Annotated in this window: 21 protein-coding genes; 4 read left to right on the top strand and 17 right to left on the bottom strand. The window is 60.0% G+C overall.

Going from position 1 to position 19,569, the window contains the following annotated elements; all coding sequences use genetic code 11:
* Positions 1 to 37: 37 nt before the first annotated feature.
* From H043_RS0120105 to minC, 4 genes are all read right to left on the bottom strand, one after another.
* On the bottom strand, positions 38 to 673 hold the full coding sequence (locus tag H043_RS0120105) for an RluA family pseudouridine synthase (protein ID WP_027613350.1): 636 nt from the start codon (positions 671 to 673) through the stop codon (positions 38 to 40).
* A 91-nt stretch (positions 674 to 764) separates the two neighbouring features.
* Positions 765 to 1,019 carry a cell division topological specificity factor MinE gene (gene minE / locus H043_RS0120100; protein ID WP_003223146.1) on the bottom strand — a complete coding sequence of 85 codons (255 nt, stop codon included), beginning with the start codon at positions 1,017 to 1,019 and terminating at the stop codon, positions 765 to 767.
* The gene (minD, locus tag H043_RS0120095) at positions 1,019 to 1,831 is read right to left on the bottom strand and encodes a septum site-determining protein MinD (protein ID WP_007960626.1); all 813 of its coding nucleotides are present in this window, start codon (positions 1,829 to 1,831) and stop codon (positions 1,019 to 1,021) included. Before minD ends, minE begins: the two co-directional genes overlap by 1 nt.
* Before the next feature lie 199 nt (positions 1,832 to 2,030).
* Complete coding sequence (gene minC / locus H043_RS0120090) at positions 2,031 to 2,768, bottom strand: septum site-determining protein MinC (RefSeq protein ID WP_027613349.1); 738 nt, start codon at positions 2,766 to 2,768, stop codon at positions 2,031 to 2,033.
* A 117-nt stretch (positions 2,769 to 2,885) separates the two neighbouring features.
* Here minC and H043_RS0120085 point away from each other — a divergent pair, with 117 nt between their 5' ends.
* Together H043_RS0120085 and H043_RS0120080 are read left to right on the top strand one after the other, a co-directional pair.
* On the top strand, positions 2,886 to 3,821 hold the full coding sequence (locus H043_RS0120085; protein ID WP_027613348.1) for a lipid A biosynthesis lauroyl acyltransferase: 936 nt from the start codon (positions 2,886 to 2,888) through the stop codon (positions 3,819 to 3,821).
* A gap of 35 nt (positions 3,822 to 3,856) precedes the next feature.
* Entirely contained in the window at positions 3,857 to 5,029 is a 1,173-nt protein-coding gene (locus tag H043_RS0120080) for a patatin-like phospholipase family protein (RefSeq protein WP_027613347.1), read from the top strand.
* Between the two features lie 90 nt (positions 5,030 to 5,119).
* Here H043_RS0120080 and H043_RS0120075 read toward each other — a convergent pair whose 3' ends face one another.
* From H043_RS0120075 to puuE, 8 genes are all read right to left on the bottom strand, one after another.
* On the bottom strand, positions 5,120 to 5,905 hold the full coding sequence (locus tag H043_RS0120075) for an outer membrane protein OmpK (protein ID WP_027613346.1): 786 nt from the start codon (positions 5,903 to 5,905) through the stop codon (positions 5,120 to 5,122).
* A gap of 373 nt (positions 5,906 to 6,278) precedes the next feature.
* Positions 6,279 to 7,064, bottom strand: coding sequence for an outer membrane protein OmpK (locus H043_RS0120070; protein ID WP_027613345.1), 786 nt, complete (start codon positions 7,062 to 7,064; stop codon positions 6,279 to 6,281).
* Between the two features lie 159 nt (positions 7,065 to 7,223).
* Positions 7,224 to 8,582 (bottom strand): nucleobase:cation symporter-2 family protein, encoded by a 1,359-nt coding sequence (locus tag H043_RS0120065; RefSeq protein WP_027613344.1) that lies wholly within the window; start codon positions 8,580 to 8,582, stop codon positions 7,224 to 7,226.
* A 169-nt stretch (positions 8,583 to 8,751) separates the two neighbouring features.
* Positions 8,752 to 10,074 (bottom strand): urate hydroxylase PuuD, encoded by a 1,323-nt coding sequence (locus H043_RS0120060; RefSeq protein WP_027613343.1) that lies wholly within the window; start codon positions 10,072 to 10,074, stop codon positions 8,752 to 8,754.
* Between the two features lie 51 nt (positions 10,075 to 10,125).
* Positions 10,126 to 10,629 (bottom strand): ureidoglycolate lyase, encoded by a 504-nt coding sequence (locus H043_RS0120055; RefSeq protein ID WP_027613342.1) that lies wholly within the window; start codon positions 10,627 to 10,629, stop codon positions 10,126 to 10,128.
* Between the two features lie 117 nt (positions 10,630 to 10,746).
* The gene (gene alc / locus H043_RS0120050; protein ID WP_003223166.1) at positions 10,747 to 11,742 is read right to left on the bottom strand and encodes an allantoicase; all 996 of its coding nucleotides are present in this window, start codon (positions 11,740 to 11,742) and stop codon (positions 10,747 to 10,749) included.
* Between the two features lie 88 nt (positions 11,743 to 11,830).
* The gene (uraD, locus tag H043_RS0120045; protein WP_027613341.1) at positions 11,831 to 12,346 is read right to left on the bottom strand and encodes a 2-oxo-4-hydroxy-4-carboxy-5-ureidoimidazoline decarboxylase; all 516 of its coding nucleotides are present in this window, start codon (positions 12,344 to 12,346) and stop codon (positions 11,831 to 11,833) included.
* On the bottom strand, positions 12,343 to 13,269 hold the full coding sequence (gene puuE, locus H043_RS0120040) for an allantoinase PuuE (RefSeq protein ID WP_027613340.1): 927 nt from the start codon (positions 13,267 to 13,269) through the stop codon (positions 12,343 to 12,345). Before puuE ends, uraD begins: the two co-directional genes overlap by 4 nt.
* Before the next feature lie 421 nt (positions 13,270 to 13,690).
* Here puuE and uraH point away from each other — a divergent pair, with 421 nt between their 5' ends.
* Positions 13,691 to 14,044, top strand: coding sequence for a hydroxyisourate hydrolase (gene uraH, locus H043_RS0120035; protein WP_003223171.1), 354 nt, complete (start codon positions 13,691 to 13,693; stop codon positions 14,042 to 14,044).
* Positions 14,045 to 14,235: 191 nt separating this feature from the next.
* Here uraH and H043_RS0120030 read toward each other — a convergent pair whose 3' ends face one another.
* The 3 genes from H043_RS0120030 to H043_RS0120020 all read right to left on the bottom strand — a co-directional run bounded on the left by H043_RS0120030 (position 14,236) and on the right by H043_RS0120020 (position 17,067).
* Entirely contained in the window at positions 14,236 to 14,862 is a 627-nt protein-coding gene (locus H043_RS0120030) for a LysE family translocator (protein ID WP_003223174.1), read from the bottom strand.
* A gap of 90 nt (positions 14,863 to 14,952) precedes the next feature.
* Positions 14,953 to 16,302 carry an NCS2 family permease gene (locus H043_RS0120025; RefSeq protein ID WP_027613339.1) on the bottom strand — a complete coding sequence of 450 codons (1,350 nt, stop codon included), beginning with the start codon at positions 16,300 to 16,302 and terminating at the stop codon, positions 14,953 to 14,955.
* Between the two features lie 318 nt (positions 16,303 to 16,620).
* Positions 16,621 to 17,067, bottom strand: coding sequence for a MarR family winged helix-turn-helix transcriptional regulator (locus tag H043_RS0120020; RefSeq protein WP_027613338.1), 447 nt, complete (start codon positions 17,065 to 17,067; stop codon positions 16,621 to 16,623).
* Between the two features lie 82 nt (positions 17,068 to 17,149).
* Between H043_RS0120020 and H043_RS0120015 the strand changes: the two genes are divergently transcribed.
* Positions 17,150 to 18,316: a PLP-dependent aminotransferase family protein gene (locus H043_RS0120015; RefSeq protein ID WP_027613337.1), complete on the top strand. Its 1,167-nt coding sequence runs from the start codon at positions 17,150 to 17,152 to the stop codon at positions 18,314 to 18,316.
* Between the two features lie 167 nt (positions 18,317 to 18,483).
* Here H043_RS0120015 and H043_RS0120010 read toward each other — a convergent pair whose 3' ends face one another.
* A complete protein-coding gene (locus H043_RS0120010) occupies positions 18,484 to 18,855 on the bottom strand; it encodes a glutathione S-transferase N-terminal domain-containing protein (protein WP_007960660.1) in 372 nt (123 codons plus the stop codon).
* 103 nt (positions 18,856 to 18,958) lie between these two features.
* Complete coding sequence (gene folE, locus H043_RS0120005; RefSeq protein WP_003442011.1) at positions 18,959 to 19,504, bottom strand: GTP cyclohydrolase I FolE; 546 nt, start codon at positions 19,502 to 19,504, stop codon at positions 18,959 to 18,961.
* Positions 19,505 to 19,569 lie beyond the last annotated feature (65 nt).

The raw sequence follows: 19,569 nt of genomic DNA, 5'->3' as shown, positions 1-19,569 counted from the left end.
CCTTGTACAAAAAAACGCGCTGCCGCTCAGGCAACGCTTAAAACGGTGCCGGGCATTCGAAGCGCAGACGCTCGCCGGTTTGCGGGTGGGTGAAGCTCAGCATGCTGGCGTGCAGGCACAGACGCGGCCAGGCGGCCAGGGCCTGTTCGTGGGCGTAGAGCCCGTCGCCCAGCAGCGGGTGACCGATGGACAGCATGTGCACACGCAACTGGTGTGAGCGCCCGGTGATCGGCGTCAGCTCGACGCGGCACCAATCGCCGCAACGTTCCAGTACGCGCCAGAAGGTCAGCGCATGCTTGCCGAATTCGTGGTCGACCACGTGCCGCGGTTTGGTCGGCGGATCGTAGCGCAACGGCAGGTCGATGCTGCCGCTGTCCAGTTCCGGCTGACCCCAGCAGAGCGCAGTGTAGGCTTTCTCTGTTTCACGATCGTGAAACTGCCGCGACAGTTCGCGGTGAGTATCCGCGTCACGGGCCAGCAAAATGATGCCAGAGGTTTCCCAGTCCAGGCGATGAACGATGCGCGCTTCCGGGTAGCCGTTTTCCTGCAGGCGGGTGATCAGGCAGTCCTTGTTGTCGTCGGCGCGACCGGGCACCGAGAGCAGCAACGTCGGTTTGTCGACCACCAGTACGGCGGCGTCCTGATGAATGATGCGGATGTTGGACAACGGCATTAAAACAGCCTCGTAACAAATGCCAACGGCGGCTCAGGGCCATTCCGCGATGGGAATGGCCCTGAGCCGCCGTCGTTCCTGCCGGATCGACTCAGCGATCGGGCAGGGTGATGTTGAGTTCCAGAATCGAGCAACTGCCCTGGCTTTCCAGTGCAACATGTACGTCGTCGTTGCCGATGTTGACGTACTTGCGGATCACGTCGACCAGTTCCTTCTGCAAGGCTGGCAAGTAATCCGGCGTGCTGCGCTGGCCGCGCTCATGCGCCACGATGATCTGTAGACGCTCTTTCGCTACCGAGGCGGTACTTGGCTTTTTGTTGGCACGAAAGAAGTCAAAAAGGTTCATTACCTACCTCCAAACAGGCGCTCGAAGAATCCCTTCTTCGTAACATCGAGGAAACGATGTTCTTTTTCTTTGCCCAGCAGACGATCAACGGCATCGCTGTACGCCTGACCGGCATCGCTCTGGTCGTCGAGAATCACTGGAACGCCCGAGTTGGAAGCCTTCAGTACCGCTTGCGACTCAGGGATGACGCCCAGCAGGGTCACGGCCAGAATTTCCTTCACGTCTTCGACGCCCAGCATTTCGCCATCGCTGACGCGCTGCGGGTTGTAACGGGTCAGCAGAAGGTGTTCCTTGATCGGCTCTTCGCCGAGTTCGGCACGACGCGATTTGCTGGCCAGCAGGCCGAGCATGCGGTCGGAGTCACGTACCGAGGACACTTCCGGGTTGGTCACGATGATCGCTTCGTCGGCGAAATACATGGCCAGGTGCGCACCTTTCTCGATGCCCGCCGGGGAGTCGCAGACCACGAAGTCGAAGTCTTCCTTCAACTGCATCAGGACTTTTTCCACGCCTTCCTGGGTCAGCGCGTCTTTGTCGCGGGTCTGGCTGGCGGCCAGCACGTAGAGGTTTTCCAGGCGCTTGTCTTTGATCAGGGCCTGCTGCAGGTTGGCTTCGCCGTTGACCACGTTGACGAAGTCGTACACCACGCGACGCTCGCAACCCATGATCAGGTCGAGGTTACGCAGGCCCACGTCGAAGTCGACGATCACTGTTTTGTGGCCGCGCAGAGCGAGGCCGGTACCGATAGCGGCGCTGGTGGTGGTCTTACCCACACCACCCTTGCCGGATGTAACCACGAGAATCTTGGCCAAGGTGTTTCACCCCTAAGGAAGAAGGACTTTTTAGCCCCTGAAAAACATCTCTTGAAAACTACTGCAGTCGGACAGCCTTGGCTGGAATTCGGCGCAAGTCGCAATTGCCGGGGGCAAACGCTGCTTGTTCCTTTTTCCTACTTCGTTTGAGCCGTTTTCGCTACGTTTTAGAGATGCTTGGAAAATGCGGCAGTATCCGTTAAAGCCGAATGATGTTCAACACGTCGGCCGACAGGCTGACCTGGACGCCGGAGCCCCACAGTGGATCGCGGCGCAAATCTTCGGAAACCTTGTAATGCCCGGCGATGGAGATCAGTTCAGCGCTCAATTGCTGACAGAAAATCCGGGCCTTGGTGTCGCCTTTGACGCCGGCCAGTGCGCGACCGCGCATCGGGCCGTATACATGGATGTTGCCATCGGCCAGAAGTTCCGCCCCCGGACTGACCGAGGACACCACCACCAGATCGCCACCCTGGGCATATATCTGTTGGCCACCACGTACTGGCGTGGTGATGACGCGGGTCGGTTTGACCGTTGGCTCCGGCGGCTTTTCCGGCTTCTTTTTGACTTCCGGTTCCGGCGCTTCCAGCGGTCGCTCGCGGGCGCCGGACGGCGGCAGCACCGGGATGTCGATGGCGATGGCGGCAGCGATGTCTTCGATACGGCTGGCGCGGATCGCCAGGGTGCGCAGGCCATGTTGACGGCATACGCGCATCAGGCCGGGCAGATCGACCGCGCCTTCGCCGGGCGGCAGTTTGTCCAGCGCCAGGACCAGCGGTGCATTGCTGAAGAAATTCGGCGCCTGGGCGACTTTGGCGGCCAGTTGCCGATCAAGGCTGTCGAGGTCGTTGCGGGACAGTTCCAGCACCGTGATGGCCAGCATGCTGCCCTTCAACTGGAACACGGGATCTCGGTCTGGCGATTCGTTTTGGCTCATATCGGCATACAACGGCTTGTCACTAAAAGTGCCGAGACTTATAACGAGAACGCCCGCGAGCCGCAAGCCGGGTCGAACGATGTAGAATGCGCGGCCACTGAATTTACGGAAGCTTTAATGGATCGCCCGCGTTTTCGAAGAGCCTTTCTTTCTCCCCGCTTCTGGCCGCTCTGGTGCGGTCTGGGGCTGTTGTGGCTGGTCGTGCAGTTGCCGTATGCGGTTTTACTGACGATCGGTCGTGTGCTGGGCGCATTGATGTATCGCGTGGCCGGCGACCGGCGGCGCATCGCCAAGCGCAATCTCGAGCTGTGCTTCCCGGAAAAATCCGCTGCCGAGCGCAAACGCCTGCTCAAGGAAAACTTCGCCTCCACCGGCATCGCGTTTTTTGAAATGGCGATGAGTTGGTGGTGGTCCCGTGAGCGTCTGGCCAAACTGGCGCATGTCGAAGGCCTGGAGCATCTGCAAAAGGCCCAGCGCGAAGGCAAGGGCGTGATCCTCATGGCCGCGCACTTCACCACCCTGGAAATCGGCGCCGCGTTGCTCGGCCAGCAGCACACCATCGATGGCATGTACCGCGAGCACAAAAACCCGTTATTCGACTTCGTCCAGCGTCGGGGCCGTGAGCGGCACAATCTCGATTCGCTGGCGGTGGAGCGTGACGACGTGCGTGGCATGCTCAAGCTGCTGCGTTCGGGCCGGGCGATCTGGTACGCACCGGATCAGGACTACGGCGCCAAGCAAAGCATCTTCGTGCCGCTGTTCGGCATTCAGGCGGCGACCGTGACCGCGACCACCAAGTTTGCCCGTCTGGGCAAGGCGCTGGTGGTGCCGTTCACTCAGGAGCGGCTGGCCGACGGCAGCGGTTACCGGTTGGTGATCCATCCGCCATTGGAAGACTTCCCGGGTGAAACCGAAGAGGCCGACTGCCTCCGCATCAACCAGTGGGTGGAAAGTGCGCTGCGCGCCTGCCCTGAGCAATACTTGTGGGCGCACCGCCGCTTCAAGAGCCGTCCACCGGGCGAGCCGAAGCTTTACCCGAAACGGCGCGGCTGATTCACTCACCCTTTCAAGCACCATGGAGCGTTGCGATGAGCCCAGCGGAACCGGTCACAGGTTTGATTCTTTCCGGCGGCGGGGCTCGGGCGGCGTATCAGGTGGGGGTGCTGGCGGCGATTGCCGAATTGCTGCCGCTGGGCGCGGACAATCCGTTTCCGGTGATCGTCGGCACTTCGGCCGGGGCGATCAATGCGGTCAGCCTGGCCAGTGGTGCCACCGATTTTCGCGCCGCCATCGAACGCCTCACACTGTTCTGGCAGGGCTTTCGCAGCCATCGGGTGCTGCGCAGCGACTGGCCGGGGGTGATCCGTCAGGCCAGCCGCTTTGTCAGTCACAGTCTGCTCGGCATCGGTCGCCAACTGCCAGTGGCGCTGCTCAACAGTTCGCCGCTGCGCGACCTGCTCAATGAAAAACTGCACATGCCCGGGATCGCCGAATCCATCGCCCGCAAGCAATTGCATGCGGTGGCGGTGACCGCGTTCGGCTACGAATCGGGCCAGGCGGTGACCTTCTATCAGGGCGGCGGCACGATCGATGCGTGGTTGCGCCATCGGCGGATCGGCGTGCCGGCGCAATTGTCGGTGGACCATCTGCTGGCAAGTTCGGCGATCCCGTTGCTGTTTGCCCCGGTAAAAATCGGTGAGGAATATTTCGGCGACGGTGCGGTACGCCAGTCGGCGCCGATCAGCCCGGCGCTGCACCTGGGTGCGAGTCGGGTGCTGGTGGTGGGCGTCAGCGGCAACCCGCGCGGGTTTGATCCGCAGCAGCCGCTGGAGCGCGCCTACACCGGTCAGCAGCCAACGCTGGCGCAGATTGGCGGACACATGCTCAACAGCACGTTCATTGACAGTCTGGAGAGCGACATCGAGTTGCTGCAGCGTTTGAACCAGTTCAGTCGACTGATGCCCGAGGGCGTGCCGACTCGTGAGTTGGGTGTGGCGCCGGTGGAAGTGCTGGTGATTGCGCCGAGTCAGCCGATCGACGAGATCGCGGCGCGACATCGACAGGAATTGCCGGCGGCATTGCGTCTGTTTTTGCGTGGGCCGGGGGCGACCAAGACCAGTGGGGCAGGGGTGCTGAGTTATCTGCTGTTCGAGGCGGGGTATTGCAGCGAACTGATCGACCTGGGACGGCGCGATGCGTTGGCCAAGCGTGAGGAGTTGTGCCGGTTTCTCGGGATCACCGAGTCGGTGGTTCCAGTCTGAGATTCGCGGTGAAGCCTTCGCGAGCAGGCTCGCTCCCACATTGGAACTCGGTCGAATGTGGGAGCGAGCCTGCTCGCGAAGCTTTTAAGATCAGAAGTGGAACTTCACCAGGAAGCTGGTCACGTTCTGATTGGTGGTGAACGCACGGGTGTCGTCGATCCCGTACTTGTCTTTCCAGTAGTCGTATTCAACACCGACATACAGCTGCTTCTCGCCGAAATTCAGCGCCTTGCCCAGGTCGTATTTGACCTGTGGGTTGAAGTGCAGGTTGGCGTGGTATTCGCCTTTGCTGTTGACGTCGTTGTCGACCACCCAGTCCATGAAACCGTCGATCAGGATGTTCGAGTCGCCAACCGGAATGGTGTAAGACCAGACCGGGGTGATCTGCCAGACGTTGTCACCGGCGCGCGAGCCTTCGGTGTGGCGCTGGTAGAAGTTCAGCTGGAAGTAGTCGAAGCCTGGAATCGCCAGGTCAAAACCCGGGCCGATCAGGTACGACTCGACGTCGCCTTCACCGAACTCGTAAGTCATCGCCAGCAGCACATCCTTGACCGGACCGAATTCGATCTTCTGGTCGAGGATCTTGCCCAGCGACAGGCGTGGGCTGAATTCGCCATAGTAAGTGTTGTTGCCGACGCCGCCATCCGGCTTGCCGTTGTAGAAGATCTTGTCGACGAACAGGAAGTTGTCCCCGTACTTCCAGGCATCGGCGTGCTCGAAGGTGACGGTCTGCTGGATCGCCGGGTTGACCTTGAAGTCTTTGCCGTAGAGGTAGGTCAGGCTGTTGTTCTGCCATTGCAGCAGGCCGTCGGCCATGGCCTCGCCGCCGGCCAGCATCGATCCCGCGAGCATCAGGCTGGTGCACATACGTTTCATTCGGTTGCTCCCAAAGTAGGTGTTCCACGTTTATTTTTTTAAGATCGGCGCTCTGGTGTGGCGCCTTTTTTCGTCGCTGCAAAAGTCATCCGATCGGTCAGCTTCGCTGGTGATAGCAAGAGCTGGGCCAACGCTTTCGAAAAGCAAAAAAACGCCCGTTCGGCTGCTGAAAAACAGTCGATTGCGCGTGTTTTCGGGATGCCTCGGTACTGACCGGGGCCGGGATAAGTTGGCTTGTCGGTCAGGAATTAAATCCGGGCTTTTTTTTAGACCGAATTCAAGAGGCCGCGGAGAATACTGACTCCTCGGCCAGCTCTCAAGTGCCCCGCAACAGAGCACCGACGACAGGTATGGGGCACGGTTGCGGGCCATCTCAGAAGTGCACCTTTACCAGCAGGCTGGCGGTGTTCTGGTTGGTGTCGAGGTTGTGGCTGCTTTCGACGCCGTATTTGTTTTTCCAGTAGCTGTATTCGGTGCCGACGTACAGCTGCTTGTGGCTCCAGCCGAGGGCTTTGCCGAGGTCGTATTTGATCTGCGGATTGATGTGCAGGTTGGCGTGGTAGGTGCCGCGCGAGTTCTGGTCGTTGTCGACGACCCAGTCCAGATAGCCGTCGATCAACAGGTCGGAGTTGCCCAGCGGCACGCTGTAAGACCAGCCCGGGGTGATCTGCCAGACGCCGTCGCCGGGGCGCGGGCCTTCGGTCTGGCGGCGGAAGATGTTCAGGGTCACGTAGTTGAAGCCGGGTACTTTCAGATCGAAGCCGGGGCCGATCAGGTAGGCCTCGCTGTCGCCTTCGCCGTACTCGTACGTCATCGCCAGCAGCACGTCCTTGATCGGGCCAAACTCGATTTTCTGGTCGAAGATCTTGCCGAACGAGAAGCGCGGGGTGAATTCGCCGTAGAAGGTGTGCGGGCCTTTGTTGCGGTCTTCCTGACCGTTGTAGAAGATCTTGTCGACGAACAGGAAGTTGTCGCCGTACTTCCACTTGTCGGCGTGCTCGAACGTCACCGTCTGCTGGATCGACGGGTTGATCGCGAAGTTCTTGCCGTACAGGTAGCTCAGGCTGTTGGTCTGCCACAGCAGTAAATCGCCGGCCATGGCCTGACTCGCGGCCAGCAGGCCGCCACTCAACAGAACGCTGGTTTGCGTGCGAATCATCGGTTGCTCCCTCTTGTTTTTATTGTTGAGGCAGGGTGTTGCACGTCCCCTGTGGGAGCGAGCCTGCTCGCGAAGAGGGCATGTCAGTCGCCATCACTGTTGAATGACACAACGCTTTCGCGAGCAGGCTCGCTCCCACAAGGTTTTGTGGTGACTTGGTTAGTGCTGATGCGCGTGGCAGTCGTTGATCGCTGCGCGTTCGGCGCCGCCGAGGATGTTGAACAGCAGATTCAACGTCAGCGCGCTGAGGGTGGCCATGGCGATGCCGCTGTGGGTGATCGGGCTCATCCACATCGGCAAGTGCGCGAAGAATTCCGGACGCACCACCGGGATCAGACCCATGCCGATGCTCACCGCCACCAGCAGTTGATTGCGCCGGTCGCCGATGTCCGCTTCCTGAAGGATCTTGATCCCGGTCGCAGCGACCATGCCGAACATCGCAATCGCCGCACCGCCCAACACCGCCGGCGGAATCGACGCCACCAGGAATGCGGCTTTCGGCAGCAGGCTGAGCACGATCAGCAGGCCACCGGCAACGATGGTCACCGAGCGGCAGCGCACGCCGGTCATCTGCACCAGGCCGATGTTCTGCGCGAAGGAGGAATGGGTGAACGTGTTGAAGAAACCGGCAGCGAACGACGCGCCGGCATCGCACAGCAGGCCGCGACGCAGCATCCGCGGGCAGACTTCCTGACCGGTGATCTTGCCCAGCGCAAGGAACATCCCGGTGGACTCGACGAAAATGATCACCACCACCAGACACATCGACAGGATCGGCGCCAGTTCGAATTTCGGCATGCCGAAGTGCAGCGGAGTGACGAACTGAACCCACGGCGCGTTGGCCATGCCGCTCAGGTCGACCATGCCGATCGCACCGCAGAGCACGTAGCCCAGGCACATGCCGATCAGCACGGAAATATTCACCCAGAAGCCGCGCATGAAGCGGTGGATCAACAGAATGGTCGCCAGTACCAGAGCGGCGATGGCCAGATAAATCGGTGAACCGAATTGCGCCGCGGCGGCACCGCCACCGGCCCAGTTCACGGCCACGGGGAACAGCGACAAACCGATCGAGGTGATGACTGTGCCTGTCACCAAAGGCGGGAAGAAACGCACGACCTTGGACATGAACGGCGCGATGAGCATGCCGAAGAATCCGGCGGCGATGGTCGCACCGAAGATCCCTTGCAGACCGATACCGGGCATGCCGGCCATGGCGACCATGCTGCCGACCGCCGCGAAACTGGCGCCCATCATCACCGGCATGCGGATACCCATCGGGCCGATACCCAGCGACTGGACGATGGTGGCGATACCGGCGACCAGCAGGTCGGCGTTGATCAGGAAGGCAATTTCTTCACGACTCAGGCCAGCGGCCTGTCCGATGATCAACGGCACCGCGATGGCACCGCCGTACATCAGCAGAACATGTTGCAAACCGACCAGGATCAGTTGCAAAAGGGGCAAACGCTGAATGGCGGGTGCGTCGGGGATGCGCGCTTTGGACAGCTCGGACATGCAACACCTCGGATCTTTTTTATTCTTGTGATTGAACAGCTGCCGGGTGGCTCACAGCTGTTTCTTTGCATCAGGTAAACCGCGTTGCGGCTAATCGCTGGCAAGCCAGCTCCCACACAGGCACTGCAAAACCCTGTGGGAGCTGGCTCGCCAGCGATGCTTTTACTGCTTAGTTGGTCTGGGCTCCCTGGGCGATCCATGCACCGATCAGGTCACGTTCCTGCTGGGTCATCTGCGTGATGTTGCCCAGTGGCATGATCTGCGTGGTGATGGCTTGCGCCTGGATCCGCGCCGCGTTCTGGCGGATCTGCTCGGGGGTGTCGAACATCACACCGGCAGGTGCCGCGCTGAACAACGGGCTGGTCGGTTTGGCCGAATGGCAGACCGCGCAGCGCTCCTGGATCACGTTGTGCACCTTGTCGAACGCAGGACCTGCGTTGGACGCTTGCGCCGGTGCCGCAGCAGGGGCAGCCGGAGCGGCTGGCGCTGCAGGTGCCGCCGCTTCAGCCGGTTTCGCGCCACCGCCCAGTGCCGTTTCCGGCAATGGCTGGTACTCGATTTTTGCTGGCGCCTTGGCCACGTCCGGTGCGGTCGGCATCGGCGCAGGGCCGGTGACGTACGCCAGGGTGATCATGCCCACCGCTGCCACAGGCAGGGTCCAGGCAAACTTGTGGCTGTCGTGACGGGTGTTGAAGTAGTGACGCACCAACACCGCCAACACCGCGATCCCGGCCAGAATCAACCAGTTGTACTGGCTGCCATAAGTGCTCGGGAAGTGGTTGCTGATCATGATGAACAGCACCGGCAGGGTGAAGTAGTTGTTGTGACGCGAACGCAGCAGGCCTTTGGCCGGCAGCGCCGGGTCCGGCGTGCGGTTCTCGGCAATCGCCGCGACCAGTGCACGCTGCGCCGGCATGATAATGCGGAACACGTTGCCGACCATGATGGTGCCGATGATCGCGCCGACGTGCAGATACGCACCACGACCGCTGAACACCTTGCTGAAGCCATACGCCGCGCCGATGATCAGCACGAACAGGATGAAGCCGAGCAGGGCGGGTTTCTTGCCCAGAGCCGAATCGCAGAGGAAGTCGTAGATGAACCAGCCGGCGATCAGCGAACCGATGCCGATGGCCACGCCTTCAGGGCCGGTCAGGCCGCTGCCGGGTGCCACGAGGTAGAGCACGGGATTGGAGTAGAACACCACGCACAGCAGCGCGATCCCCGACATCCAGGTGAAGTAGGCTTCCCATTTGAACCAGTGCAGGTTCTCCGGCATCGACGGTGGGGCCAGTTTGTATTTTTCCAGGTGATAGATACCGCCGCCGTGGATTGCCCACAGATCACCGGCCAGGCCGGTTTTCGGGTTGACGCGGTTGAGGTTGTTCTCCAGCCAGACGAAGTAGAACGACGCGCCGATCCAGGCCACGCCAGTGATCATGTGAACCCAGCGCACGCTCAGGTTCAGCCATTCCAACAGATGTGCTTCCACAGTCTTTACCTCTCGCCTGTCACTCTTGTTGTCGAGTGATCAGACCTTCTCTTATTGGTGGGGGGCGAGGATCAAACGCTCATCCTCTTTGAAAAAATGCTCATCGCAGTTGTTGCCTGTGCCACTGCGATCAACCACCAGGAAGTCATCCCGCTTTTCGATCGTCAGCACCGGGTGGTGCCAGACGCCGCGATGGTAATTGATGCCCTGCCTGCCGTTGGTGACGAAGGCGCGGACCAAGCCTGATACAGGTACATCGCCAAGTGGCGCGACCACGATCAGAAAGGGGTTGCCGAGCAGCGGAATGAAAGCCTGGCTGCCCAGCGGATGGCGTTCCAGCATGCTCACGGTCAGCGGCATGTCCTGCGCGTCGGCGCGGAAGATGCTGATGATCGCGTTGTCCTCAGGCGTAGCGGTTTCGACCGTCGCCAGTTTGTGGAAGCGCATGGTCGAACCGTTGTTGATCATGAAGTGGTCGCTGCCGTCGGTTTCGATCACGTCACCGAAGGGGGCGAAGGCTTCTTTGGTCAGCGGTTCAATCGTTAGTGTGCGCATGCTGTTCTTTTCCGAATTCTGTGTTGACTGTTCTGACGCCTTCGCGAGCAGGCTCGCTCCCACATTTGGAATGCAGTCTCCTGTGGGAGCGAGCCTGCTCGCGAATGGTTTCACTGCTTACTTCGCGACCTTGCCCAAAACGCGCAGGCGACTCACGCCACCATCCGGGAACACATTGAGGCGGATGTGGGTGATCGGGCCCAGTGCCTTGATCTGCTCGACGAAGGTGTGTTCGGCGTGCATTTCCAGCTTCTGGCTTGGCAGCAGTTCACGCCAGAACAGCGACTGGGTTTCGATCTGGCTGTCGGTGCCGCCCTTGACGAACGCGCCCTGGATCGAGCAGGTGTCCGGGTAGTTGCCCTTGAAGTGCAGGGTGTCGACGATGATTTTTTCGATCTCACCCGGATGGCCCAGCGCGACGATCACCCAGTCATTGCCCGGGGTGCGACGACGTGCGGTTTCCCAGCCGTCGCCCATGTTGATGCCACGGCCCGGGTTGAGGATGTTGCTCATGCGACCGAAGTGTTCGTCGGAGCAGGCGAGGGCGCGGCCACCGTTGAGGGCTGCAGCCAGATCGACTTGCTCATTGTCGCCAACAGCGGACCAGTCGCGGAACGGAATGCCGTAGACGCGCAGACGGGCGACACCGCCGTCCGGGTAGATGTTGAAGCGCAGGTGGCTGAACGCTTGGTCATTGCTGATTTCGTGGTAGTGGTGGCTGTTGCCTTGCAGTTCGACGGCCGACAGCACTTCAGTCCACTGGGTGTTTTCGTCCGGCTCGCCCGAGGCCAGGAAGCACGCTTCCAGCGAGGCCGATGGCGGGAAGTTGCCGGTGAAGAATGAGGTGTCGATGTCCACACCTTTGATCGAGCCCGGTACGCCCAGGCGGATTACCGCGCTGTCGTAGCCTTCGAAGCGCTTGCGACGCGATTCCCAGCCGTCCATCCACTTGCCGTTGTCGTCGAACACACCCTCCTTCCACACGGCCGGGGTCGGCTGAAACAGACGATTGGCGTCTGCGAACCAGTCATCGGTGACCGAGATGATTTTGGTGCCCAGACGGGCATCGGCCAGGTTGACGAACTTCTCGAAAGGTACGGCGTAAGCTTTCATTCTTCTTGTCTGCCTTTAATAAGTTGGCTGGGGATGCTTGCAAGGCCCTGGGTGCTCTCCGCGTTTGATGCACTCGGGCCAGGCTTCGCTAGAGAGTCAGTAAACGGAACAGGGCGATCTTGTTGATCTCCGCCAGCGCGCATTTGAATTCGGTGTCGACCGGGTTGTGAATGCGCGTTTCGAACGCCGCGAGGATCTGATGCCGGTTGCTGCCTTTTACCGCCATGATGAAGGGAAACTTGAACTTGGCCTTGTAGGCGTCGTTCAGCTCGGTGAAGCGCTGAAACTCTTCGGCCGTGCATTGGTGAATACCGGCGCCCGCCTGTTCATTGGTGCTGGCTTCGGTCAGTTGGCCCTGGACGGCAGCTTTGCCGGCCAGGTCCGGGTGAGCGTTGATCAGTGCCAGTTGACTGGTGTGATCGGCGCTCAACAGGATGTCGCTCATGCGCTGGTGCAGGGTTTCGATCTCGTCGATCGAAGCGTCCACGCCCAGGTCGTAAGCCTTCTCGGCTACCCATGGCGAATGTTCGTAGATGTCGGCGAAGGCTTTGACGAAGGCGTCGCGGCTCAGGGTCGACGGTTGCAGGGTTTGAAAGTGGCTCATTTAGCGGCCCCTTGGTACGGGTGGGTTTGGTGCCAGTGACGCGCGATGTCGACGCGACGGCTGAACCACACCTGTTCATGACTTTTGGCGTATTCGATGAAGCGCTTGAGCGAGGCCAGACGCGCCGGACGGCCGATCAGCCGGCAGTGCAGACCGATCGAAAGCATCTTCGGCGCTTCGGCGCCCTCGGCGTAGAGCACGTCGAAGGCGTCTTTGAGGTATTCGAAGAAATCGTCGCCCTTGTTGAAGCCCTGCACCTGGGTGAAGCGCATGTCGTTGGTGTCGAGGGTGTACGGGATCACCAGGTGCGGTTTGCCGGTCGGGTTGTTCGGTTCCCAGTAGGGCAGGTCGTCGTCGTAGGTGTCGCAGTCGTAGAGGAAGCCGCCTTCTTCCATCACCAGGCGTCGGGTGTTCGGGCCGGTGCGGCCGGTGTACCAGCCCAGTGGGCGCTCGCCGGTGAGTTCGGTGAGGATGCGGATCGCTTCGAGCATGTGCTCGCGCTCCTGCGCCTCGTCCATGTATTGGTAGTCGATCCAGCGGTAGCCGTGGCTGCAGATCTCGTGACCGGCTTCAACCATCGCGCGGATCACATCCGGGTGGCGCTGGGCGGCCATGGCCACGGCGAAGATGGTCAGCGGAATGTCGAATTCCTTGAACAGTTTCAGAATCCGCCATACGCCGGCGCGGCTGCCATACTCGTAAAGCGATTCCATGCTCATGTTGCGTGCGCCTTGCAGCGGTTGAGCAGCGACCATCTCGGAGAGGAAGGCTTCGGATTCTTTGTCGCCGTGCAGAATGTTGCGCTCGCCGCCTTCTTCGTAATTGAGCACGAAGGACAGGGCGATGCGCGCGTTGCCCGGCCAGTGTGGGTGAGGAGGGTTACTGCCGTAACCGATCAGGTCGCGTGGGTAGTCAGCGCTCACTGCAGTCTTCCTTCTTATTCGTTGACAGGTTTGTGTAACGGCCTGCACAGGCTGGCGTCACAGCGATGGGCTGATTGTATACAACTTTACTCGCAATTTGTAAGCCTGAATTTTCGCATTTTTCACCGACTGTCATCTTTTGCTGCTAATGGCGTAAACCTGCAAGAAACCTGCCTGATCAGTCAGCTAATGGCTGTGAGGTTCAATAGGCAGGCGCTTGAGGGGCAGATCAGGGGTAAACGCCCGAATGGCGGGGGTGAGGTGAAAAATGTCGTTTTTATTGTGTACAATTTTTTTTAAAAGTGTCTTAATCAGTCGCTCGCCGCAACTTTTCGTGCTCCGAATCGGTGCGGTCTCCTTTTTACCTGACTTCGGGAGGCGCGAAGTCTGACTGCTCTTTGCGGCCAGGCGCGCAGAATCAATGGGACGTTTGACAACACACGTTTTGGACGCTGCACACGGTTGCCCGGGCAGCTCGATCAAGGTCGAGCTGTACCGCGTTGAAGGCTCGCATCTGGAATTGGTCGCCAGTGCGATTACCAACAGTGATGGCCGGGTCGATGCGCCGCTGCTGCAAGGCGATGACTACCGCACCGGGGTCTATCAGGTGCAGTTCCACGCCGGCGATTACTACCGCGCCCGTGGCGTGCAACTGCCGGAACCGGCGTTCCTCGACGTGGTGGTGCTGCGTTTCGGCATCTCTGCCGAACAGGATCACTACCATGTGCCACTGCTGATCTCGCCTTACAGCTATTCCACCTACCGGGGCAGCTGACCCCAAGCAGCTGCCCCTACCGGGAAGCGACTGCGCATATAGCTTCTTTGGTCTTTCGCCCGCTCACACTGCGGGCTTTTTTTCGCTTGGAGGAAAGTGCTGTCTGGTCTGACGCCTTCGCGAGCAAGCCCGCTCCCACAAGGGAATGCATTCCAAATGTGGGAGCGGGCTTGCTCGCGAAGCTTTTGCTGTCAGCGGCTCAACAGCGACGCAGCACCGGCACCACTGAACAGTCCGGCACTCACCCGGTTGAACCAGCTCTGTCCCTTGCCGCTGCGCAGATAGCGCGCCGCGCCATGTGCACCCAGCCCATAAGCCAGTTTGCAGCACAGGTCGAGCACCACCCAAGTCGCGATCATGATCAGCAACTGCGGCAGGAACGGCTGTTGTGCGCTGAGGAACTGCGGCAGAAACGCGGCGAAGAACAGAATGTCTTTCGGATTGCTCGCACCCAAGACAAACGCACGCCCGAACAGTGTGCGAAAGCGTGGCACTGGTGCGGCTTGTGGCACTTCGGCACCGACCGCTGGCTGACGCGATTGCTGCCAGCTCTGCCAGGCGAGATAGAACAGGTACAGCGCGCCGACGATTTTCAGGGCGCTGAACAGTTGTTCTGACGCCAGCAGCAGGGCGCCCAGCCCCAGCGCCGAAGCACTGAGCAGGCAGATCGAGGCAATCACGCCGCCGAGAAACGCCGGGTAAGAGCGGCGCAAGCCGTAGTTCAGACTGTTGCTGATCATCAGCAATGACAGCGGCCCCGGAATCAGGATCACCACCAATGCCGCGCCGCTGAACAGCAGCCAGGTTTCCAGACTCATCACTTTGCTCCTTTTTTTGTTGTACTCAAGAATGTGCAAAAGCCCCACCCGCGAGGGTGAGGCTGGTTTGACGCTTGAACCGCGTGACGCTTACAAGAAGATGAACTTGGCGATAAAGATCGCGCAGAGCACCCACAGGCTGACGGAAATTTCCTTGTACTTGCCGGTACCGGCCTTCAACGCCACGTAGGTGATGAAGCCCAGCGCAATGCCATCGGCGACCGAGAAGGTCAGCGGCATCATGATCGCAGTGACGATCGCCGGGATGGCGTCAGTGGCTTCATCCCATTCGATGTGCGCCATGCCGCCCATCATCAGCATCGCGACATAAATCAGCGCACCGGCGGTGGCGTAAGCCGGAATCATCCCGGCCAGTGGCGCGAAAAACATCGCCGCTATAAATAGCACACCCACGGTGACTGCGGTAAGACCAGTCCGACCACCAGCCGCTACACCCGCGGCACTTTCCACATAGCTTGTAACCGGAGGGACACCGACCACCGCGCCGAAGACGCTGGAGGCGCTGTCGGCTTTCATCGCTCGGGAAAGGTTTTCGATACGCCCGTCCGCGTTGACCAGATTGGCGCGCTGGGCCACGCCCATCAGGGTGCCGGCGGTGTCGAACATGTGCACGAAGAGGAAAGCCAGGACCACGCTGATCATGCTGACGTTGAACACACCCGCGACGTTCATTGCCATGAAGGTCGGCGCCAGGCTTGGCGGGGTCGACATGATCCCTTCGTAGTGCACGATGCCCAGGCCCCAGCCGGCCAGGGTCACGGTGATGATGCTGATGAGGATCGCGCCGAAGACTTTGTGGTAGCTGAGGATCGCGATCATCAGGAAGCAGATCGCCGCCAGCAGCGGGCCGGGTTCACGCAGGGAGCCGAGTTTGATCAGGGTGGCCGGGCTGTCGACGACGATACCGGCGGTTTTCAGACCAATCAGCCCGAGGAACAGACCGACACCGGCGCCCATCGCAAAGCGCAGGCTGACCGGAATGCTGTTGAGCAGCCATTCGCGAATGCGCGAGAAGGTAAGGATCATGAACAGCACACCGGAGACAAACACCGCACCGAGCGCGGTTTCCCAGTTGTAGCCCATGGTGCCGACCACGGTGTAAGTGAAGAAAGCGTTGAGGCCCATGCCCGGTGCCAGGCCCACCGGCCAGTTGGCGTACAGGCCCATCAGCAGGCAGCCGAGCGCGGCGGCGATGCAGGTGGCGACGAAGGCTGCACCGTGATCGATCCCGGCATCGGCCATGATGTTCGGGTTGACGAAGATGATGTAAGCCATGGTGATGAAGGTTGTCAGACCGGCAATCAGCTCGGTCTTCACCGTGGTGCCATGCAAGCTGAGTTTGAAGATGCGCTCCAGCACGCCTGTGCGTAAGGGCGGCGAGAGTTCCAGCGTCGATGCTTCGGATTTGCGGCTTTCCACAGCGAGTACTCCTCAAGAGTTTTATTGTTATTTCCAGGGCCGGACCCATGAGGGGTGGCAGCAGCCCTTTGAGGCATACGCGAATTTGTTGACCATGCGGTCAGGAACTCGCACGCAGTGGATTATGCTTTTGTGTACAAATAAAGCAAATATTGTTTTTGGTTTTGTTTACGAAAGGTCAGGCGATAGGGATATATCGCCTGTTCTGGCCTCTTCGGGAGCAAGCCCCCTCCCACAGGGTTCTGCTGGTTACCCATGATTAGGGTCCACTGGAGATCCACTGTGGGAGGGGGCTTGCTCCCGAAGAGGCCAGTCCAGTCAATCAAGATGTGACTGGGAGCTCCCAAGTGCCATATTCACCGCCAACCACCCATTCACCGCCGCCTCCCCAGCCTCGGCAAACACCCGCTCGAGCAACTTAACCTGCTCACGCCGCAACGCCTGCTCAAACTTCTCACCTTCAGCAGTCAGCTCCAGCAGGCGCTTACGCTTGTCTGCCTCCGACGCCAGGCTCTCCACCAGGTGCATTTCCTGCAGCTGGCGCAACGGCATGTTCAACGCCTGCTTGCTCACGCCGAGCAAGCTCAGCAATTCCTTCACGCTCAAATTCGGATAACGCGCGATGAAGAACACAATCCGCTGATGCACCCGGGACAGGCCGCGCCGCTCGAGCATTTCATCAGCCTTGGCGGTGAACGCCTGATAGCCGAAGAAAAACGCTTCCATCGCCTGTTGCTGGCTGGCGGGGTTTTTAAGGTCAAGCATGTTGACGTACTCGCTCAAGCTGTCGTAGTTTCAGTCAACCAGTTTGACTCATTTTTCCCAGGCCTCGCTACCGGTGACTCCCATGGCTTTTTCCGAACGTGTTTCGCGCCTTAAAAGTTCTCTGATCCGTGAAATCCTCGCCGCCGCCCAGCGCCCGGAGGTGATGTCGTTTGCCGGCGGCTTGCCGGCCGAAGCCATGCTGCCGAAAGTCGAATGGTCCGAGATGCCGTTGGCGCTTGGTCAGTACGGCATGAGCGAAGGCGAGCCGGCGCTGCGTGAAGCGCTGGCGGCGCAGGCGCGAGCGTTGGGGCTGGAGTGCACGGCGAGTCAGGTGCTGGTGGTCAGCGGTTCCCAGCAGACCCTCGATCTGGCGGCCAAGTTATACATCGACAAAGGCACCGAAATCCTGCTGGAGGCGCCGACCTACCTGGCCGCGTTGCAGATCTTCCAGCTGTTCGGCGCCGATTGCCTGACCGTGCCGCAAGAGGCCGATGGCCCGAATCTGGCCCAACTGCGCAGTCGCCTTGAGCAACATCGCCCGGCGTTCATCTACCTGATCCCGACGTTCCAGAACCCCTCCGCCGTGCGCTACAGCGAAGCCAAGCGCGCCGCCGTCGCCGCATTGCTCGATGAATTCGGCGTGACCCTGATCGAAGACGAGCCGTACCGCGAACTGACGTTCGATGGCGGCAGCGCCAAACCGATTGCCGGGCGTTTGCAGAAAGCCAGCTGGATCTACACCGGCACCGTGTCGAAAACCTTGCTGCCGGGTTTGCGCGTCGGCTACCTGATCGCCAGCCCGGACCTGTTCCCGCATTTGCTCAAGCTCAAGCAATCGGCGGATCTGCACACCAACCGCATCGGCCAGTGGCAGGCGCTGCAATGGATCGGCAGTGAAAAATATCAGCAGCACCTGAGCGAGTTGCGCGGCTTTTACCGGCAGCGGCGGGATGCTTTCCAGTCAGCGCTGGAAACGCACTTTTCCGATCTGGCGAACTGGAACATGCCGCAGGGCGGGTTGTTTTTCTGGTTGACGCTGAAGCAACCGCTGGATACGCGGACGTTGCTCAACGAGGCGTTGGCCAATGACGTGGCGTTCATGCCGGGCGAGCCGTTCTTTCCCGAACCGGATAAAAACCTCGGGCACCTGCGTTTGAATTTCAGCCACATCGACCCGGCGCGACTGGATGAAGGGTTGAAGCGGTTGGCGGCGGTGGTGAGGCAGGCGCAGATAAATAAAGCGGCGTGAAAAACAAATAAACCGGCTCGAGGGCCGGTTTATTTTTGTCTGAGTAATGTGTTGTTCTTGCGGCCCTCATCGCTGGCAAGCCAGCTCCCACAGGTTATGTGAACGCTACAGATCACTGTGGGAGCTGGCTTGCCAGCGATGGGGTCATAAGCAACACAACATCAATATCAGACCGCCGCAAACCGCTTATCCAGATAATCAATAATCACCTTGGACTCATACATCCAGGTCGTCTGCCCATTCTCTTCAATGCGCAGGCACGGCACTTTGATCTTGCCGCCCTGGTCAAGCAGCGTCTGGCGATCCTGTTCATTGTTCTTCGCGTCCTTCAGTGCGACCGGCACATTCAGGCGACGCAGCGTACGACGGGTTTTCACGCAGAACGGGCAGGCGTGGAACTGATACAGGGTCAGGCCTTTGGCGGCGGCGTTGACTTGCGCCTGTACCTCCGCCGGGCGCTGTTTCTTGCCCGGGCGGGTGATGAAGTCAATGAAGATGATCAGTTGGCCAAGGCCGACACGAAGCGCTTTTACGAACACGTTGAAAGCCTCACGGTGCAAAGAGAGAAGGGCGCGCAGCTTACCCGATTTTTCACAGGCGAAAAAAAACCGGCGATCAACGCCGGTTTTTTTCTGCAGCCGATTACTTGATCAGGCTGAGGAACTCGCTGCGAGTCGCCGCGTTTTCGCGGAACTCACCGAGCATCACCGAAGTGATCATCGACGAATTCTGTTTCTCGACACCGCGCATCATCATGCACATGTGCTTGGCCTCGATCACCACGGCCACGCCCAGCGCACCGGTGACTTGCATCACCGCATCGGCGATCTGGCGGCTGAGGTTTTCCTGGATCTGCAGACGGCGGGCGTACATGTCGACGATCCGCGCGACCTTCGACAGGCCCAGCACTTTGCCGCTCGGAATGTACGCAACGTGCGCCTTGCCGATGAACGGCAGCAGGTGGTGTTCGCACAACGAGTACAGCTCGATGTCCTTGACCAGCACCATTTCGCTGTTGTCGGAGCTGAACAGGGCACCATTGGTGACCTCTTCGAGCGTCTGTTCATAACCGCGGCAGAGGTACTGCATGGCTTTGGCGGCACGCTTTGGCGTGTCGAGCAGGCCCTCGCGGGACACGTCCTCGCCCAGTTGGCCGAGAATCGCGGTGTAATTCTGTTCCAGGGACATGAAACTACCTGTGTGGATTTTCGCAAAGGGCAAGGGTACGGTGGCGGACACAACCCTGCAAGTTC

Source organism: Pseudomonas sp. URIL14HWK12:I6, assembly GCF_000514195.1.
Taxonomy (GTDB): Bacteria; Pseudomonadota; Gammaproteobacteria; order Pseudomonadales; family Pseudomonadaceae; genus Aquipseudomonas; species Aquipseudomonas putida_A.
Note: the sequence above shows the minus strand (reverse complement) of the source record. Positions and strands in the feature narration are given on the sequence as shown.